The organism is Streptomyces sp. SUK 48 (assembly GCF_009650765.1).
In the GTDB taxonomy this organism is placed as follows: domain Bacteria; phylum Actinomycetota; class Actinomycetes; order Streptomycetales; family Streptomycetaceae; genus Streptomyces.
Window position 1 is genome coordinate 6,837,146 of record NZ_CP045740.1, and the last position, 14,875, is coordinate 6,852,020.

Annotated in this window: 15 protein-coding genes; 10 read left to right on the forward strand and 5 right to left on the reverse strand. The window is 74.2% G+C overall.

Annotated elements, in window-relative coordinates:
* Positions 1-9: 9 nt before the first annotated feature.
* Entirely contained in the window at positions 10-1,017 is a 1,008-nt protein-coding gene (locus GHR20_RS30325) for a lysylphosphatidylglycerol synthase transmembrane domain-containing protein (RefSeq protein ID WP_153814955.1), read from the reverse strand.
* 233 nt (positions 1,018-1,250) lie between these two features.
* Here GHR20_RS30325 and GHR20_RS30330 point away from each other — a divergent pair, with 233 nt between their 5' ends.
* Complete coding sequence (locus GHR20_RS30330; protein WP_153814956.1) at positions 1,251-1,895, forward strand: DedA family protein; 645 nt, start codon at positions 1,251-1,253, stop codon at positions 1,893-1,895.
* Positions 1,896-1,943: 48 nt separating this feature from the next.
* Here the strand turns inward: GHR20_RS30330 and GHR20_RS30335 are convergent, their stop codons facing one another.
* The gene (locus GHR20_RS30335; RefSeq protein ID WP_153814957.1) at positions 1,944-2,483 is read right to left on the reverse strand and encodes a gamma carbonic anhydrase family protein; all 540 of its coding nucleotides are present in this window, start codon (positions 2,481-2,483) and stop codon (positions 1,944-1,946) included.
* A gap of 108 nt (positions 2,484-2,591) precedes the next feature.
* On the opposite strand from GHR20_RS30335, the gene GHR20_RS30340 reads away from it, so the two are divergent.
* A complete protein-coding gene (locus GHR20_RS30340; protein WP_153814958.1) occupies positions 2,592-3,356 on the forward strand; it encodes an acyltransferase in 765 nt (254 codons plus the stop codon).
* A 5-nt stretch (positions 3,357-3,361) separates the two neighbouring features.
* On the opposite strand, the gene GHR20_RS30345 is transcribed toward GHR20_RS30340, so the two are convergent.
* Positions 3,362-4,219, reverse strand: coding sequence for a DMT family transporter (locus GHR20_RS30345; RefSeq protein WP_153814959.1), 858 nt, complete (start codon positions 4,217-4,219; stop codon positions 3,362-3,364).
* Positions 4,220-4,338: 119 nt separating this feature from the next.
* Here GHR20_RS30345 and GHR20_RS30350 point away from each other — a divergent pair, with 119 nt between their 5' ends.
* Positions 4,339-4,911, forward strand: coding sequence for an XRE family transcriptional regulator (locus GHR20_RS30350; RefSeq protein ID WP_153814960.1), 573 nt, complete (start codon positions 4,339-4,341; stop codon positions 4,909-4,911).
* Between the two features lie 103 nt (positions 4,912-5,014).
* Positions 5,015-5,572, forward strand: coding sequence for a YbaK/EbsC family protein (locus tag GHR20_RS30355; RefSeq protein ID WP_111585383.1), 558 nt, complete (start codon positions 5,015-5,017; stop codon positions 5,570-5,572).
* A gap of 113 nt (positions 5,573-5,685) precedes the next feature.
* Here GHR20_RS30355 and GHR20_RS30360 read toward each other — a convergent pair whose 3' ends face one another.
* Together GHR20_RS30360 and GHR20_RS30365 are read right to left on the reverse strand one after the other, a co-directional pair.
* The gene (locus tag GHR20_RS30360) at positions 5,686-7,296 is read right to left on the reverse strand and encodes an APC family permease (RefSeq protein ID WP_241670924.1); all 1,611 of its coding nucleotides are present in this window, start codon (positions 7,294-7,296) and stop codon (positions 5,686-5,688) included.
* Positions 7,297-7,530: 234 nt separating this feature from the next.
* Positions 7,531-7,938 (reverse strand): CoA-binding protein, encoded by a 408-nt coding sequence (locus GHR20_RS30365; RefSeq protein WP_153814961.1) that lies wholly within the window; start codon positions 7,936-7,938, stop codon positions 7,531-7,533.
* 145 nt (positions 7,939-8,083) lie between these two features.
* Here GHR20_RS30365 and GHR20_RS30370 point away from each other — a divergent pair, with 145 nt between their 5' ends.
* The 6 genes from GHR20_RS30370 (at position 8,084) to GHR20_RS30395 (ending at position 14,871) form a co-directional block, all read left to right on the forward strand.
* A complete protein-coding gene (locus GHR20_RS30370; protein WP_153814962.1) occupies positions 8,084-8,824 on the forward strand; it encodes a hypothetical protein in 741 nt (246 codons plus the stop codon).
* A complete protein-coding gene (locus GHR20_RS30375) occupies positions 8,821-9,366 on the forward strand; it encodes a histidine phosphatase family protein (RefSeq protein ID WP_111585387.1) in 546 nt (181 codons plus the stop codon). The genes GHR20_RS30370 and GHR20_RS30375 overlap by 4 nt, the downstream gene beginning before the upstream one ends.
* Before the next feature lie 33 nt (positions 9,367-9,399).
* The gene (locus GHR20_RS30380; RefSeq protein WP_153814963.1) at positions 9,400-10,026 is read left to right on the forward strand and encodes a YigZ family protein; all 627 of its coding nucleotides are present in this window, start codon (positions 9,400-9,402) and stop codon (positions 10,024-10,026) included.
* 108 nt (positions 10,027-10,134) lie between these two features.
* On the forward strand, positions 10,135-11,298 hold the full coding sequence (locus GHR20_RS30385) for an exonuclease SbcCD subunit D (protein WP_153814964.1): 1,164 nt from the start codon (positions 10,135-10,137) through the stop codon (positions 11,296-11,298).
* Positions 11,295-14,294, forward strand: a complete 3,000-nt coding sequence (locus GHR20_RS30390; protein ID WP_153814965.1) for an SMC family ATPase — start codon at positions 11,295-11,297, stop codon at positions 14,292-14,294. Before GHR20_RS30385 ends, GHR20_RS30390 begins: the two co-directional genes overlap by 4 nt.
* A 64-nt stretch (positions 14,295-14,358) precedes the next feature.
* Positions 14,359-14,871 (forward strand): immunity 21 family protein, encoded by a 513-nt coding sequence (locus tag GHR20_RS30395; protein ID WP_111585391.1) that lies wholly within the window; start codon positions 14,359-14,361, stop codon positions 14,869-14,871.
* Positions 14,872-14,875 lie beyond the last annotated feature (4 nt).

Genomic DNA, 14,875 nt, shown 5'->3' on the forward strand with positions numbered 1-14,875 from the left:
CGCGGTGACTCAGAGCGCCTTGGCCCGGATCAGCGCCGACAGCACCAGGGCGCCCGGCAGCAGCGGCAGCCAGTCCGTCACCACCCGGTAGCCGATCACGGTCGCCGTGGCGGGGGCGGGCTCCGCGCCGAAGGCGACCAGCGTCCACACCAGCGCCGCGTCCACCGCGAACCCGCCGGGCACCGGGGCGGCGCCCACCGCCGTGCCCGCCGCCAGGAACGCCAGCGCCACCTCCGCCCAGGACAGCCCGAGCCCGAGCGCGGCCCCGACGCAGCCGAGCGCGCCCGCCTGCACCAGCGGCATCGCCACCGCGCCGCCCCACAGTGCCAGCGCCCGGCAGGGCCGCGCGTGCACCACCCGGACATCGGCGAGCGCGGTGCGCAGCAGCCCGGTCACCGGCCGCCGCAACGGCCGTACGACGGTCAGCAGCACCCCCGCCCCGGTGACCACCCCGCCCGCGACCGCCGCCGCCGGCACCAGCTCCGGGCCGTCCGGTACCAGCTCGCCCAGGCGCCGCCAGGCCGGCGAGACCGTAAGGAACACCAGCAGCACCAGCGTCTTCGAGGCGCCCTTGACCAGCGAGTACAGGCCGATCGAGGCGGTGGCCCGGTCCAGCGGCACCCCGCGCGCCCGCAGAAAGCGCACGGTGACGGCATGCGCCCCGAGCCCGCCGGGCAGCGCGTGGTTCGCGGCACCGGCGGCGAACTGCGAGGCCAGCAGCAGCCCCATGGGCAGCCGGTCCGGCAGCGCGCCCTGCCGTACAAAGGAGGCCGCCACCCAGGTCAGACACGTGCAGCCGAGCCCGGCCAGCAGCCAGCGGGGGTCGGCCGAGACGAGCCGCCGTACCCCCTCGTACATCACGGGCCGGTGCGCGGCGGCCCAGCACAGCGCGATCAGCAGCGGGGCCACGCACAGGGCGAGCCGCAGGGACCGGACGGACACCGACGGGGTGGTCCGCGCCGGCGCCTCGGGGGCGGGGCCGTCGGGGGCGGTGACGAGAGGGGACGGTGCGGACACGGGACGTCGTCCTTCCGCGGCGGGGCCCGGGGCAGGCGGTGCGGGCGAAACCGGGGGGAGCCTTCCCGTGCCGGGTGACACCGGGATGTCCGCGAACCCAATGCCCGGGGGCGGGGCGGTGCCGCCCGGGGGCGTACGCCGAGCGGCCGTTCACCGCCGACCGGGTAGCCTTCTTTGGGGAGCGCTTTACACAACGCTTCCGCGCAAGGTCGGCGGCAGGGGAGGATCCCGCGGTGCATGTCCAGGAATGGCTCGACTCGGTCCCGGCGGTAGCCGTCTACGCCGTGGTGGCCCTGGTGATCGGCGTCGAGAGCCTCGGCATCCCGCTGCCCGGCGAGATCGTCCTGGTCTCGGCGGCGCTGATGTCCTCCCAGCACTCCCACATCAACCCGCTGATCCTCGGCGCCTGCGCCACCGCGGGCGCGGTGATCGGCGACTCCATCGGCTACGCCATCGGCCGCAAGGGCGGCCGCCCGCTGCTGGCCTGGCTGGGGAAGAAGTTCCCGAGGCACTTCGGCGAGGCCCATGTGGCCACCGCCGAGCGCTCCTTCCAGAAGTGGGGCATGTGGGCCGTCTTCTTCGGCCGTTTCATCGCCCTGCTGCGCATCTTCGCGGGCCCCCTGGCCGGCGTCCTGCACATGCCCTACTGGAAGTTCCTGATCGCCAACATCCTCGGCGGCATCTGCTGGGCCGGCGGCACCACCGCCGCCGTCTACTACGTGGGCGTCGTCGCCGAGGGCTGGCTGAAGAAGTTCTCCTACGTGGGCCTCGGGGCGGCGGTCGTCATCGGCCTGGCGACGATGCTGATCGTGAAGCGCAGGACGAAGAAGACCCAGCAGGAACTGTCCCAGCGGGAACCTGTCAACGCCGGCGAGTGACCGCGCCCCCTGGGGGGCGCGGGGAACCGCGCGACATACAACCGTTCGTCATTCACCGGCCTGGCGGTGCACATCCTTGTGCCCCTGGGCCAGGTCCGCGTACAACGTGCCGTTGAGGGTGACCCCCTCCTTCTCCTCCGCCGACAGTTCGCGCCGCACCTTCGCCGGCACCCCCGCCACCAGCGACCCGGCCGGCACCACCATCCCCTGCGGCACCAGCGCCTGCGCCGCCACCAGCGATCCCGCCCCGATCACCGCGCCGTTGAGCACGGTCGCCCCCATCCCGATCAGGCAGTCGTCCTCGACCGTCGCCCCGTGCACCACCGCGTTGTGCCCGATGGACACCCGCTCCCCGATGGTCACCGGGAACCCGGGGTCGGCGTGCAGCGTCACGTTGTCCTGCACATTCGCCCGCGCCCCCACGGTGATCGTCTCGACGTCCCCGCGCACCACCGCGCCGTACCAGACGCTCGCCCCGGCGCCCAGCGTCACATCCCCGATCACCGAAGCCGTCGGCGCCACGAACGCCTCCGCGTCGATCCGCGGCTCCTTGCCGCCGATGCCCACGATCAGTGCCCGCTGCGTCATCACCGTCTCCTCGCGTCGATAGGTACCCGCACGGTACGACAGGGGGTGGGGCAAAGATCACAGCGGTCCGGCCTCTCCCCGGACCCGACCCGTGAGTAACGTGAGCGCGTGCCGAAGCGCAAGAACACGTTCTCATCCTGGCGCCATGGCCTCGCCCAGCGTGCCGTCCACGCGGTCTGGGCCTGGGTCCAGCGGACCGGCTCCGTCACGGCGGAGCACCCCGGGCGCCTGCGCTTCGGCGCCATCGGCGAGGCCACCCGGCTCGCCTTCCCGCTCGGCACGGTCTTCGGCGAGCCCTGGATCCGGCTCGGCTCCCACTGCATCATCGCCGAACAGGTCACCCTGACCGCCGGTCTGATGCCCGACCTGGACCTCGGCCCGGAGCCGATCCTGCGCATCGGCGACGGCGTGGTGCTCGGCCGCGGCAGCCATGTCATCGCCGACACCACGGTGACCATCGGCCGCGACTGCTACTTCGGGCCGTACGTCTACGTCACCTCCACCAACCACTCCTACGACGACCCGCACGAGCCCATCGGCCGGCAGTGGCCCCGCATGGAGCCGGTGGAGATCGGCCCCGGCTGCTGGATCGGCACCGGCGCGGTGATCCTGCCGGGCGCGCGGATCGGCCGGAACGTCGTGGTCGCGGCCGGTGCCGTGGTGCGCGGCACGGTGCCCGACCACGCCGTGGTGGCCGGCGCCCCCGCCAGGGTCGTACGCCGCTGGACGCCCGAGGACGGCTGGCAGCCGCCGCTGCGCACCCCGGCGCCGGTGCCGATCCCGGACGGGACGACCCCGGCCCAGCTGCGGGCGCTGGCCGAGCTGGACGCCTCCGCGACGGCCCGGCTCGCCGAGCTGGAGACCGAGGGCTGAACCGCTCAGCCGGTGGCCAGCAGCACCGTGCCCACCAGGGCGAGGCCCGCGCCCGCCGCCTGGACGGCGCGCAGCCGTTCGCTGAGGAAGCCACGGGCGGCGAGGGCGGTCACCACCGGGTACAGCGAGGCGAGGACGGCGGCCACGGTGACCGGGCCGTGCTGGGCGGCGACGGCGTAGGTGCCGTTGGCCGCCACATCGGCGAGGCCGACGAAGGCCAGCGCGGGCAGCGAGCGGTAGGGGAAGCCGCCCTCGGGCAGGGCGGTGCCGCCGCGCCGCAGGGAGACGGCGAGCACGGCGCCGCCCACGGCGACATTGGTCAGGCGCTGCGCGAACAGCGACAGGTACAGGCCGTCGACGGAGGTGGACGCCTGCGCGATCAGGGCGAACACCGTGCCGAAGCCGGCCGCCGCGACCAGTGTCAGCAGGACCGTGCGCCGCTCCACCGGCGCGCCCCGCAGCTGGGGGCCGCCCGCGAGGACCACGCCGGAGACGGCGACCGCGATGCCCGCGAGCTGGAGCAGCCCCGGGCGTTCGCCGAGGAACAGGCCCACGCCGACGGGGACGACCACGCTGAGCGTGGCGAGCGGCGAGACGACGCCCATCGGGCCGAGCGCCAGGGCCTTGTAGAAGGAGAGCAGGGCGATCGGGCCGACCAGACCGGCCGCGAACGCGAACCACAGCCGGGGCCCGGCCGCGCTCCAGGCACCCGTGGCGACGACGATCGCGCCGAGCACGGCCGCCGCGATGGCCTGCGAGACGACGACCACGGTGAGCGCGGGCGTCCGTCGGGTCAGCAGCCCGCCGCCGAAGTCGGCCAGCCCCCACAACAGGCTGGTGGTCAGGGCGAAGAAGGCCGTCACGATGCCTCGCAGTACAGTTTGTTGAACGGACGGGTGCGCTCCACCGTAGTTCAGTGGATTGAACTGCGTCATCCAGAAAAGTGGACCATCTCGGATACTGGACGGAATGGGACCGGAACGTGTCGGACCTCGAATTGCTGACCCAGTCCCTGGCGCGCAGCGTCAGGCACTGGCGCTCGGTGCGCGGCTTCACCCTGGACGTGCTCGCCGCCCGCGCAGGTGTCAGCCGCGGGATGCTGATCCAGATCGAGCAGGCCCGCACCAACCCGAGCATCGGCACCATCGTCAAGATCGGCGACGCGCTCGGCGTCAGCGTCACCACCCTGCTCGACTACGAGCGCGGGCCCCGGGTCCGCATCGTCCCCGCCGAGCGGGCGGTACGGCTGTGGCACACCCCGTCCGGCAGTTACAACCGGCTGCTCGCGGGCACCGAGGCGCCCGGCCCGCTGGAGATCTGGGACTGGGTGCTGATGCCCGGGGACGAGAGCCCGGCGGAACCGCACCCGTCCGGCACCGTGGAGCTGGTCCATGTCACGGCGGGCGAGCTGACCCTCACGGTCGACGGCGAGGACCACCTCGTGCCGACCGGCGCGAGCGCCACCTTCGAGGCCAATGTGCCGCATGTCTACGCCAACCGCGGCGAGATCCCGATGGAGATGATGATGGCCGTCTCCGTGCCGCCCGTGCAGTGATCCCCGGGCCGCCCGCGCGGTGCTCCCCGCGCCGCCTTCGCGGCGATCCCCGTGCGGTGAGACGCGCCTGCGGCGGGCCGCCGCGCCTTGTTAGCGTGCGGCCATGCGCGCACCCATCGGAGACTTCGAGACCGCGACCCCGGTGACCGACTGCCTGGCCGAGCTGACCGCGCCGGTGGCCGAGGCCGTGCGGAACTGGTCCGCGGCGACCCCGGCCGACCAGGTCCTGTACGTCGACACCGACCCGGACCGGGCCGACACCGCCGTCTTCGTGGAGCACTACGGCGCCGATCTGCCCGAGCGCTCGGCGAACTGCGTGGTGGTCGCGGCCAAGCGGGCCGGTGAGACCACGCTCGCCGCGTGCCTGGTGCTGTCCACCACCCGGGTCGACGTGAACGGCGCGGTCCGCCGCCGGCTCGGCGCCCGCAAGGCGTCGTTCGCCCCGGCGGAGACGGCGACCGGGCACAGCGGGATGGAGTACGGCGGTATCACCCCGATCGGACTGCCCGCCGACTGGCCCCTGCTGGTGGACCCGGCCGTCGTCGACCTGCCGTACGTCCTGGTCGGCAGCGGCCGCAGGCGGGGCAAACTCCTGGTCCCGGGCCAGGTGTTCGCCCAGCTGCCGGGGGCCGTGGTGCTGGAGGGGCTCGGCGTGTCCTGACCCGGCCGGCGGCCGCGCCCGCAGAGGCATGGTCCCGGGGGGGCCCGGGAACGCCGTCAGCCACGGCCGTGCGGCCGTGGCTGACGTGACCTCGTTCTACGGGTGCGCGCCGGTCAGTGCGCGGCCTCGTCGACGACCACGACCTCGTCGATGCTGCGCTCGATCGCCTCCGTGTCGGAGGCGGTCGCCTTGGCCCAGTAGTAGATGCCGAGGGAGAAGACCGCGATGACCAGGATGTCCCAGTACAGCTTGATGTTGCCCTGGCTGCCGTCGCCGAAGCTGCCCTGCCAGGAGATCAGGCCGATGCCCAGCAGGTAGGCCGGCAGCCACTGCGCGGCCTTGAAGTCCATCCGGGGCGCGTCGGGCTTGCCCTTGAGGTTGGCCCACAGGGCGTAGGAGCCCATCAGGACGTAGCCGAGGAGGATGGCGAAGGCCAGCCGCCACAGGATGTTCCAGCCGCTCCAGTAGATGATCAGGTTGGCGACCACGAAGGACGCGGGCGAGATGACCTTGCCGAAGGGCAGGCGGTAGGGGCGCTCGAAGTGCGGCAGGCGGTCGGCGAACACACCGTAGGCCAGCGGCGCGCCCGCGTACATCAGCACGCTCGCCGAGGTGATGAAGCCGACCAGCTCCTGCCAGCTCGGGAAGGGCAGGAAGCAGAGGATGCCGGTGACGAAGGTGACGATCAGACCGATCCACGGCACGCCGCGCTTGTCGGTCCTGGTGAGCGCCTTCGGGGCGTAGCCGTTCTTGGCCAGGCCGTAGGAGACGCGGGAGGTGGCGGTGGTGTAGATCAGGCCGGTGCCACCGGGGGAGATGATCGCGTCGACGTAGAGCACCCAGCCCAGCCAGCCGAGGCCGACCACGGTCGCGAGGCCCGCCCAGGGGCCGCTGATGCCGGCGTAGGCCAGCTTCCCCCAGCCGTGCACGAAGGAGGCGTGCGGCAGCGCGGCGATGAACACGATCTGGAGCAGGATGTAGATACCGGCGCCGATGGCCACCGAGCCGAGCGTGGCGCGGGGCAGGTCGCGCTGCGGGTTGCGGCTCTCACCGGCCAGCTGGATCGCCTGCTCGAAGCCGAGCAGCGCGAAGATGATGCCGCTGGAGCTGATCGCGCCCAGCACACCCTTGGCGCCGAACGGGGCGAAGCCCTCCGAGGTGAAGTTGGAGCCGTGGAAGTTGCCGATGGCGATGATGAAGATCGCGGCGAGCGGGATCGCGATCTTCCACCAGGTGGCCGCGCTGTTGGTGTGCGCCAGGGCGCGCACGCCGAAGAAGTTGACGCCGACGAAGACCGCCATGAGCACGATCGCAGTAACGATTCCGCTGGTGGTCAGCGTCTCGTCGGCGTGCTGTAGGCCCTGAGCGAACTTCCAGTGACCGGCGTAGCCGATCATCGCCTCGACCTCGATGGGCGCCACGGTGGCCGCCTGGAGCCAGGAGAACCAGCCGAAGGACATGCCGGCCAGGCCGCCGAAGGCGTAGTGCGGGTAGCGCGCCGTACCGCCCGCCACCGGGAACATGCCGCCGAGCTCGGCGTGCACGAGCGCCAGCAGGACGATGGCCACCGTGCCGATCACCCACGAGATGATCGCCGCGGGGCCGGCCACGACGACGGCCTTCTCGGCGCCGTAGAGCCAGCCGGAGCCGATGATGGACCCGACGGAGGCCCACATCAGGCCGATGAGCCCCACGTCGCGACGCAGGCCCCCGGTCTCGCTCATGGCTGCCGGTGCAGCCTGATCGACTTTCGTCATGCAAGTGGCCTCTCAGATCGTAAACGCGGTTTTAACGGGGAGGGAGGCCACAGGCTAGGAACGGTTTCCACGTCGGCAAAAGACTGCTTACCAAAACTTGACCCAGGATCTTGTCCCTCTTGAGGACAGGGTTTCCACAGCTCAGTCACCGTGCGCGAATGTCAATATTCATCAGTGAATTGTGATGAAGAAGTTCTGACACTAGGTCAAGCGTGGAATTTCGATCGCGGGGCAGCGGTCCATGACCATGTCCAGGCCGGCCGCCCGGGTGCGCGCGTACGCCTCCTCGTCGACGACGCCCAGCTGGAACCAGACCGCCTTCGCGCCCTTCGCCACCGCCTCGTCGGCCACCGGGCCCGCCAGTGAGCTGTTGACGAAGACGTCCACCACGTCGACGTCGAAGGGGATGTCCGCGAGCGAGGCGTAGCCCTGCTCGCCGTGCACCGTCTCCGCCTTCGGGTGCACCGGCACGATCCGCTTGCCGTACCGCTGGAGCACCCGCGCCACCCGGTACGCGGGCCGCGCGGCATTGCCGGACAGGCCGACCACCGCCCAGGTATCGCCCCCTTCGGCCAGAATCCTGCGTATCGCCGCCTCTTCGTCGTACACGTCCGCCTCCTGTGGGGTGTGTGCCGCTTTCCCACGCCGTCAACCGGCCCCGGGAGGCACTGATTCCCGTTCCCTACCCGCCACGGTGACCGGAAACGGCGCGCGGTGCCAGCGCGGGGGCCCGCGCGCGCCTACGCTCGGCCCCGTGCTGCGCATCCTCGACGCCCGAACCGGTGAGTCCGTCGCCGCCACGCCCGCCCGCCGCGGTCTGACCCGCATCGAGGCCCGGGCCCCGGGGCCCGACCTCACGTCCCTGCGGGTGCTGCTGACCGCCGACCTCCTCGCCCGCGCCCTCGAACTCAACGGGCTCCAGGCATGGCCGACCGCCCCCGGCCAGTCCCCGCACCTGCGCACCGCCGCCGCCGCGCTCGCCGTCCGCCCCTTCGAGGAGGCGCACGGGCCGGGGTTCGCGGAGGCGGGGGCCGTTCGGGTGACGGCGGAAGAGGTGGACCCGGCTGCCGGGAGCGACGGTCCCGTGGTGGCCGTGGCCCCCGTGGTGTGGGCGGGGGGCGAGGAGCCCGCGCCGGCCGACCTCGTGCGGCGCGCCGACCCCACCGCCCTGCGGCTCGCCCTCCTCTGTGTCCCCCACGGGGAGACCGCCACGCTGGACGAGGCGGTCCTGGAGCGTGCCGCCGGGCGGCTGGCCGGATGGCGGCGGGACGTGGCCGGGTGGGCGCGGCAGCCCTCGCGGCCCGTGCCGGAGGCGGTGCGCACGCGGCTCACCGAGGCATGGGAGGACGACCTCGGCATGCCGGGCGTCCTTACGGCGCTGACGGCGGCCGCGGCCGATCCGGCGGTGGCCGACGGCGCCCGGTTCGAGACGTTCGCCTACGCCGACCGGCTGCTCGCCCTCGAACTCTCCCGCGATCTCGGGACGCCCGGGTGAGCCGGCGTGCGGGCGCCGGACCACTGCGCCGGCTCGTCGTGCTCCGGCACGCCAAGTCGGCCTGGCCCGAGGGCGTGCCCGACCACCGCAGGCCGCTCGCGCCGCGCGGCCTGCGGGACGCCCCCGCGGCCGGCCGCGCCCTCGCCGAGGCCGACCTGCTGCCCGACCTCGCCCTGTGCTCCACCGCCGTACGCGCCCGCCGCACCTGGCAGCTCGCCTCCGACGAATGGGGGACCCCGCCCCGGGTGCGCTACGAACCCCGGCTGTACGAGGCCGGCGTACCGGCCCTGCTGGACGTCGTGCGCGAGACGTCGCCCGAGGTGGAGACGCTGCTGCTCGTCGGGCACAACCCGGGTCTCGAGGACCTCGTCCTGACGCTGGCCGGGGACGGACTGGACGACGGCCTGGAGCGGCTGCGCGCCAAGTTCCCCACCTGTGCCCTCGCGGTCCTCGCCTGGCGTAGCACCGGCTGGGCCGCCCTCGCCCCGGGCGCCGCCCTGCTGACCTGGTTCACCGTGCCCCGGGGCAGGACCCGCGACTGAGAACGCCCCGGTGCCTGCGCATAGGCTGGCGGGATGCAGGACGAGTACCGCACAGTGGCCCGCGCGGGCGTGCACGAGACCGAGATCAACCGTTCCCGCTTCCTGTGCGCCCTCGCCCCGGCCGCCACCGAGCGGGAGGCACAGGACTTCGTCGCGACCGTCCGCAAGGAGCACGCCGACGCCACCCACAACTGCTGGGCCTACGTCATCGGCGCCGACGCCTCCGTGCAGAAGGCCAGCGACGACGGCGAACCGGGCGGCACGGCCGGCGTCCCCATGCTCCAGATGCTGCTGCGCCGCGACATGCGGTACGTCGTCGCCGTCGTCACCCGCTACTACGGCGGCGTCAAGCTCGGCGCCGGCGGGCTCATCCGCGCCTACGGCGGCGCGGTCGGCGAGGCCCTGGACACCCTCGGCACCCGCACCAGGCGCCGCTTCCGGCTGGCCGCGGTCACCGTCGACCACCAGCGCGCGGGCAAGCTCCAGAACGAGCTGCGCGCCACCGGCCGCGAGGTCCGCGACGTCCGCTACGGCGAGGCCGTCACCCTGGAGATCGGGCTGCCGGACGCCGACGTGGACGCCTTCCGGGGGTGGCTCGCCGACGCGACGGCGGGCACGGCCGCCTTCGAGCTGGGCGGCGAGGCGTACGGGGACGCCTGAGACATTGGCGGCAAAGCAGACATAACGCCCTTGCGGTGCGCCGGGTATGACGGGTGATACGGGCGGGGCCGGCCGGGTTGTCGTACCCGGCCGTTAGTCTCGGGGGTCATGAGACTCCTGCACACCTCCGACTGGCATCTCGGCCGGGCCTTCCACCGGGTGAGCATGCTCGGGGCCCAGGCCGAGTTCATCGGACACCTGGTCGCCACCGTGCGCGAGCGCGAGGTGGACGCGGTGCTCGTGTCGGGAGACGTGTACGACCGCGCGGTGCCCCCGCTGGCCGCCGTCGAGCTGTTCGACGACGCCCTGCACCGCCTCGCCGGACTGGGCGTGCCCACGGTGATGATCTCGGGCAACCACGACTCCGCCCGCCGCCTCGGCGTCGGCGCGGGACTCATCGGCCGCGCCGGCATCCATCTGCGCACCGAGCCGTCCGCCGTCGCCACCCCGGTGGTGCTCGCCGACGCCCACGGGGACGTCGCCCTCTACGGACTGCCGTACCTCGAACCCGCCCTGGTGAAGGACGAGTTCGGGGTCGAGAAGGCCGGACACGAGGCCGTCCTCGCGGCCGCCATGGACCGGGTCCGCGCCGATCTCGCGAGCCGCCCGGCGGGCACCCGCGGTGTCGTCCTCGCCCATGCGTTCGTCACCGGGGGACAGGCCAGCGACAGCGAGCGGGACATCACCGTCGGCGGGGTCGCCGCCGTACCGGCCAAGATCTTCGACGGCGCCGACTATGTGGCCCTCGGGCATCTGCACGGCTGCCAGACCCTCACCGAGCGGGTGCGCTACTCCGGCTCCCCGCTCGCCTACTCCTTCTCCGAGGCCGACCACCGCAAGAGCATGTGGCTGATCGACCTCGCCGCCGACGGCGCCGTCACCGCCGAACGCCTCGACTGCCCGGTGCCCCGCCCGCTGGCCCGCATCCGCGGCACCCTGGAGCAGCTGCTCGCCGACCCGGACCTCGACCGCCATACGGACTCCTGGGTCGAGGCCACCCTCACCGACGCCGTCCGGCCGCCCGAGCCGATGGCCCGGCTCGCCGAGCGCTTCCCGCACACCCTGAGCCTGGTCTTCGCCCCCGAACGGGACCCGGACGATCCCCGGGTCTCCTACGCCCGCCGCCTCGCCGGGCGCGGCGACCAGCAGATCGCCGAGGACTTCGTCGCCCATGTGCGCGGCGCCGGGCCCGACGACCGGGAGGCGGCCGTGCTGCGCGAGGCGTTCGACGCCGTCCGCGCCGACGCCGTCGTGCGGGAGGTGGCCCCGTGAGGCTGCACCGGCTCGACATCACCGCGTTCGGCCCCTTCGGCGGCGCCCAGAGCGTCGACTTCGACGCCCTGTCCACCGCCGGGCTCTTCCTGCTGCACGGCCCCACCGGCGCCGGCAAGACCTCCGTCCTGGACGCCGTCTGCTACGCGCTCTACGGGTCCGTCCCCGGCGCCCGCCAGAGCGGCGCGGGCCAGGGCGCGAGCCTGCGCAGCGACCACGCCGAGCCCCGCACCCGCACCGAGATCCGGCTCGAACTCACCGTCGCCGGGCGCCGGTTGGAGGTCACCCGGCAGCCGCCCTGGGAGCGGTCCAAGCTGCGCGGCAAGGGCACCACCGTCGACAAGGCCCAGACCTGGCTGCGCGAGTACGACACCCGGGCGGCCGCCTGGAAGGACCTCAGCCGCTCCCACCAGGAGATCGGCGCCGAGTTCGAGCAACTGCTCGGCATGAGCCGCGAGCAGTTCTGCCAGGTGGTGCTGCTGCCCCAGGGCGACTTCGCCCGCTTCCTGCGCGCCGACGCCGAGGCCCGGGGCCGGCTCCTCGGCCGCCTCTTCGACACCCGGCGCTTCGCCGACGTGGAGAAGCGGCTCGCCGAACGCCGCCGCGCCGCCGAGGCCCGGGTGCGCGAGGGAGACGCGGCGCTGCTCGCCGACGCCCACCGCATGCAGCAGGAGGCCGGCGACGCCATGGAGCTGCCCGAGCCGGCCCCCGGTGACCCGGGGCTGGCCGAGGCCGTGCTCGGCGCCGCCGCCGTCGCCCGCAGCACCGCCCGCGAGCGCCTGGACATCGCCCGCGGCCACCTGGCCGCCGCCGAGTCCGCGCACGCCGGTGCCCGCCGCTCCCTCGACAACATCCGTGAACTCGCCCGCCTCCAGGGCCGGTTCGCCGAGGCGCGGCGCCGGGCCGGACATCTCGAGGAGCGGGCCGCCGAGCACCGGGCCGACCAGGAGCGCATGGACCGCTCCCGCAAGGCGGAGGCGGTCGCGCCCGCGCTGGAGCTGCGCGAGGAGGCCGAGCGGGACCACCGCGCGGCCGACGCCGCCGAGGCCCGTGCCCGGGGCCCGCTGCCCGCACCCCTCGCCGGCGCCGACGCGAGCGGACTCGCCGCCGCCGCGCGCCGCGCCGCCGAGGAGCTGGGTGGCCTCGACGCCGCCCGCCGCGCCGAGCGACGCCTCACCGAACTGCTCACCGAGCGCGCCGGGCTGGACCGGCAGGAGCGCGCCGACGAGGACGTGCTGCGCGAGGCCGGCGCCTGGCTGGACGGCTGGGAGGGCATGCGTGCGGCGCTCCAGGCGCGCATCGACACCGCCCAGGAGGCCGCCACCCGCGCCGAACGGCTCGCCGTCCGCCGCGAACCGGCGCAGCGCCGTCTGGCCGCCGCCCGCACCCGCGACACCCTCGCCACCGACCTGGAGGCGGCCCAGGAACACGTCAGGGAGGCCAGGCAGCGGGCCCTGGACGCCCGCACCCACTGGCTCGAACTGAAGGAGCAGCGCCTCGACGGCATCGCCGCCGAACTCGCCGCCCACCTCACCGACGGCGCGCCCTGCGCGGTCTGCGGCGCCACCGCACACCCCGCGCCCGCCCGCAAGGTCGCCGGACATGTGGACCGCGCGACCGAGGAGCGCGCCCACACCGCGGCCCAGGAGGCCGACCGGAGGCACACCGAGGAGGAGCGGCGGGCCGCCGAGACCGGCCAGGCCCTGGCCGTCGCCACCGCCGAGGCCGGCGATGCACCCACCGGCCAACTCGAAGTCGAGGCAGCCGAGTTGGAGGAGGAGTACGCCCGCGCCCACCGCGCCGCCTCCGCCCTGCACGCCGCCCGCGAGGAGCTGCGGCGCGCCGAGCAGGAGCGCGAACGACGCCTCGCCGACCGGCAGGAAACCGCCGTACGGGCCGCCTCCCGGCTCACCCGGCGCGAGGCCCTGGAGCGTGAACAGGTGCAGCTGGAAGGCGAGTTGACGCAGGCGCGCGGCACCGCCGACAGTGTGGCCGCGCGCGCCGCCCAGCTGGAGCGCCGGGCCGCCCTGCTCACCGAGGCCGCCGACGCGGCGCGCGCCGCCGAGGAGACCGCCGGGCGCCTCAAGGCCGCCGACGCCCGGCTCGCCGACGCCGCCTACCGGGCCGGCTTCACCACGCCCCAGGAGGCGGCCGACGCCCTGCTCACCGACGCGGCCCACCGCGAGCTGCAACACCGGCTGGACGCACGGCAGTCGGAGGAGACCGCCGTACGCGCCGTACTGGCCGAGGCCGACACCGCGGCCGCCGCCCAGCTGCCGCCCGCCGACCCGGCCGACGCCGAACGGACCGCGGCCGCGGCCGAGCGGCGGCTGCGGACGGCCGCCTCCGCCCGCGACGCCGCCGCCCGCTGCTGCGCCGAACTGGACCGCCTGTCCGCCCGCGCCACCGAGGCCGTCCGCCGCCTGGCCCCGCTGCGCGCGGAGTACGACCGGGTCGCCCGGCTCGCCGCCCTCACCGCGGGCACCGCCGCCGACAACGAGCGCAAGATGCGCCTGGAGTCGTACGTGCTCGCCGCCCGCCTGGAACAGGTGGCCGCCGCCGCCACCGCCCGCCTCCAGCGGATGTCCTCCGGCCGCTACACCCTCGTGCACTCCGACGGCCGCAGCGGACGCGGGCGCAGCGGGCTCGGGCTGCATGTCGTGGACGCCTGGACCGGCCGCGAGCGGGACACCGCCACGCTGTCCGGCGGCGAGACCTTCTTCGCCTCCCTCGCGCTCGCCCTCGGCCTCGCCGACGTCGTCACCGACGAGGCCGGCGGGGTGCGCCTGGACACCCTCTTCATCGACGAGGGCTTCGGCAGCCTGGACGACCAGACCCTGGACGAGGTCCTCGACGTCCTCGACGGCCTGCGCGAACGCGACCGCAGCGTCGGCATCGTCAGCCATGTCGCCGACCTGCGCCGCCGCGTCCACGCCCAACTGGAGGTCGTCAAGGACCGGTCGGGCTCCACATTGCGCCAACGGGGCACCGGATGAGGGGAGTTGGCGTCCCTGAGGGCGGGTTCGGCCGCCGTCCCGCGGGCGTGTAGGTTCTTCGCCCATGGCTCGGTTTGAAGATCGCGCGGTGCTGGAGTGGGTGGAGTCGGGCGGCGGGCCCCTGATCGCCGTTCCGGAGGTGGTCCTGCCGTTCTGGGCGGGTGCCGACAGCGAGGAGCTGGACACGGACTACGACCGGGCCTGCGAGGTTTCCGGATACGCCGGGCTGCTCCCGGTCGGTGACAGCGCGGCCCTCGTCCTCGGCGACGAACCGGCCGCCACCTCCTATCTGCCCGAGCACGCCGCCTTCGTACGGTGGTCCGCCGCGAACTCCGAGCGCGACCTGCTGGCCGGGGTGCCCGCCGCGCTGGAGACGGCGGTGTGGGAGCAGGAGCTGCGCTGGCAGGTGCCGGGGCCCGTGGTGCTGTTCGACTCCGCCTGGCCGGGCGGCGAGGCGGACCGGCAGGAGCATCTGCGGGTGCCGCTCGCGGCGGGGTCGTACAGCGTGCGCGCCGCCTACGCGCAGCCGGGCGCCGAGACCTGGGTGGGGCTGGTCCAGCTCAGCAGGATCGCCTAGGAGC

What these genes read in the sequence shown, in the direction of transcription:
- GHR20_RS30335 (WP_153814957.1), bottom strand. Translation starts at nt 2,483, where the DNA reads ATGACGCAGCGGGCACTGATCGTGGGCATCGGCGGCAAGGAGCCGCGG.
- GHR20_RS30355 (WP_111585383.1), top strand. Translation starts at nt 5,015, where the DNA reads ATGCGCGCACCCATCGGAGACTTCGAGACCGCGACCCCGGTGACCGAC.
- GHR20_RS30360 (WP_241670924.1), bottom strand. Translation starts at nt 7,296, where the DNA reads ATGAGCGAGACCGGGGGCCTGCGTCGCGACGTGGGGCTCATCGGCCTG.
- GHR20_RS30380 (WP_153814963.1), top strand. Translation starts at nt 9,400, where the DNA reads ATGCAGGACGAGTACCGCACAGTGGCCCGCGCGGGCGTGCACGAGACC.
- GHR20_RS30385 (WP_153814964.1), top strand. Translation starts at nt 10,135, where the DNA reads ATGAGACTCCTGCACACCTCCGACTGGCATCTCGGCCGGGCCTTCCAC.
- GHR20_RS30395 (WP_111585391.1), top strand. Translation starts at nt 14,359, where the DNA reads ATGGCTCGGTTTGAAGATCGCGCGGTGCTGGAGTGGGTGGAGTCGGGC.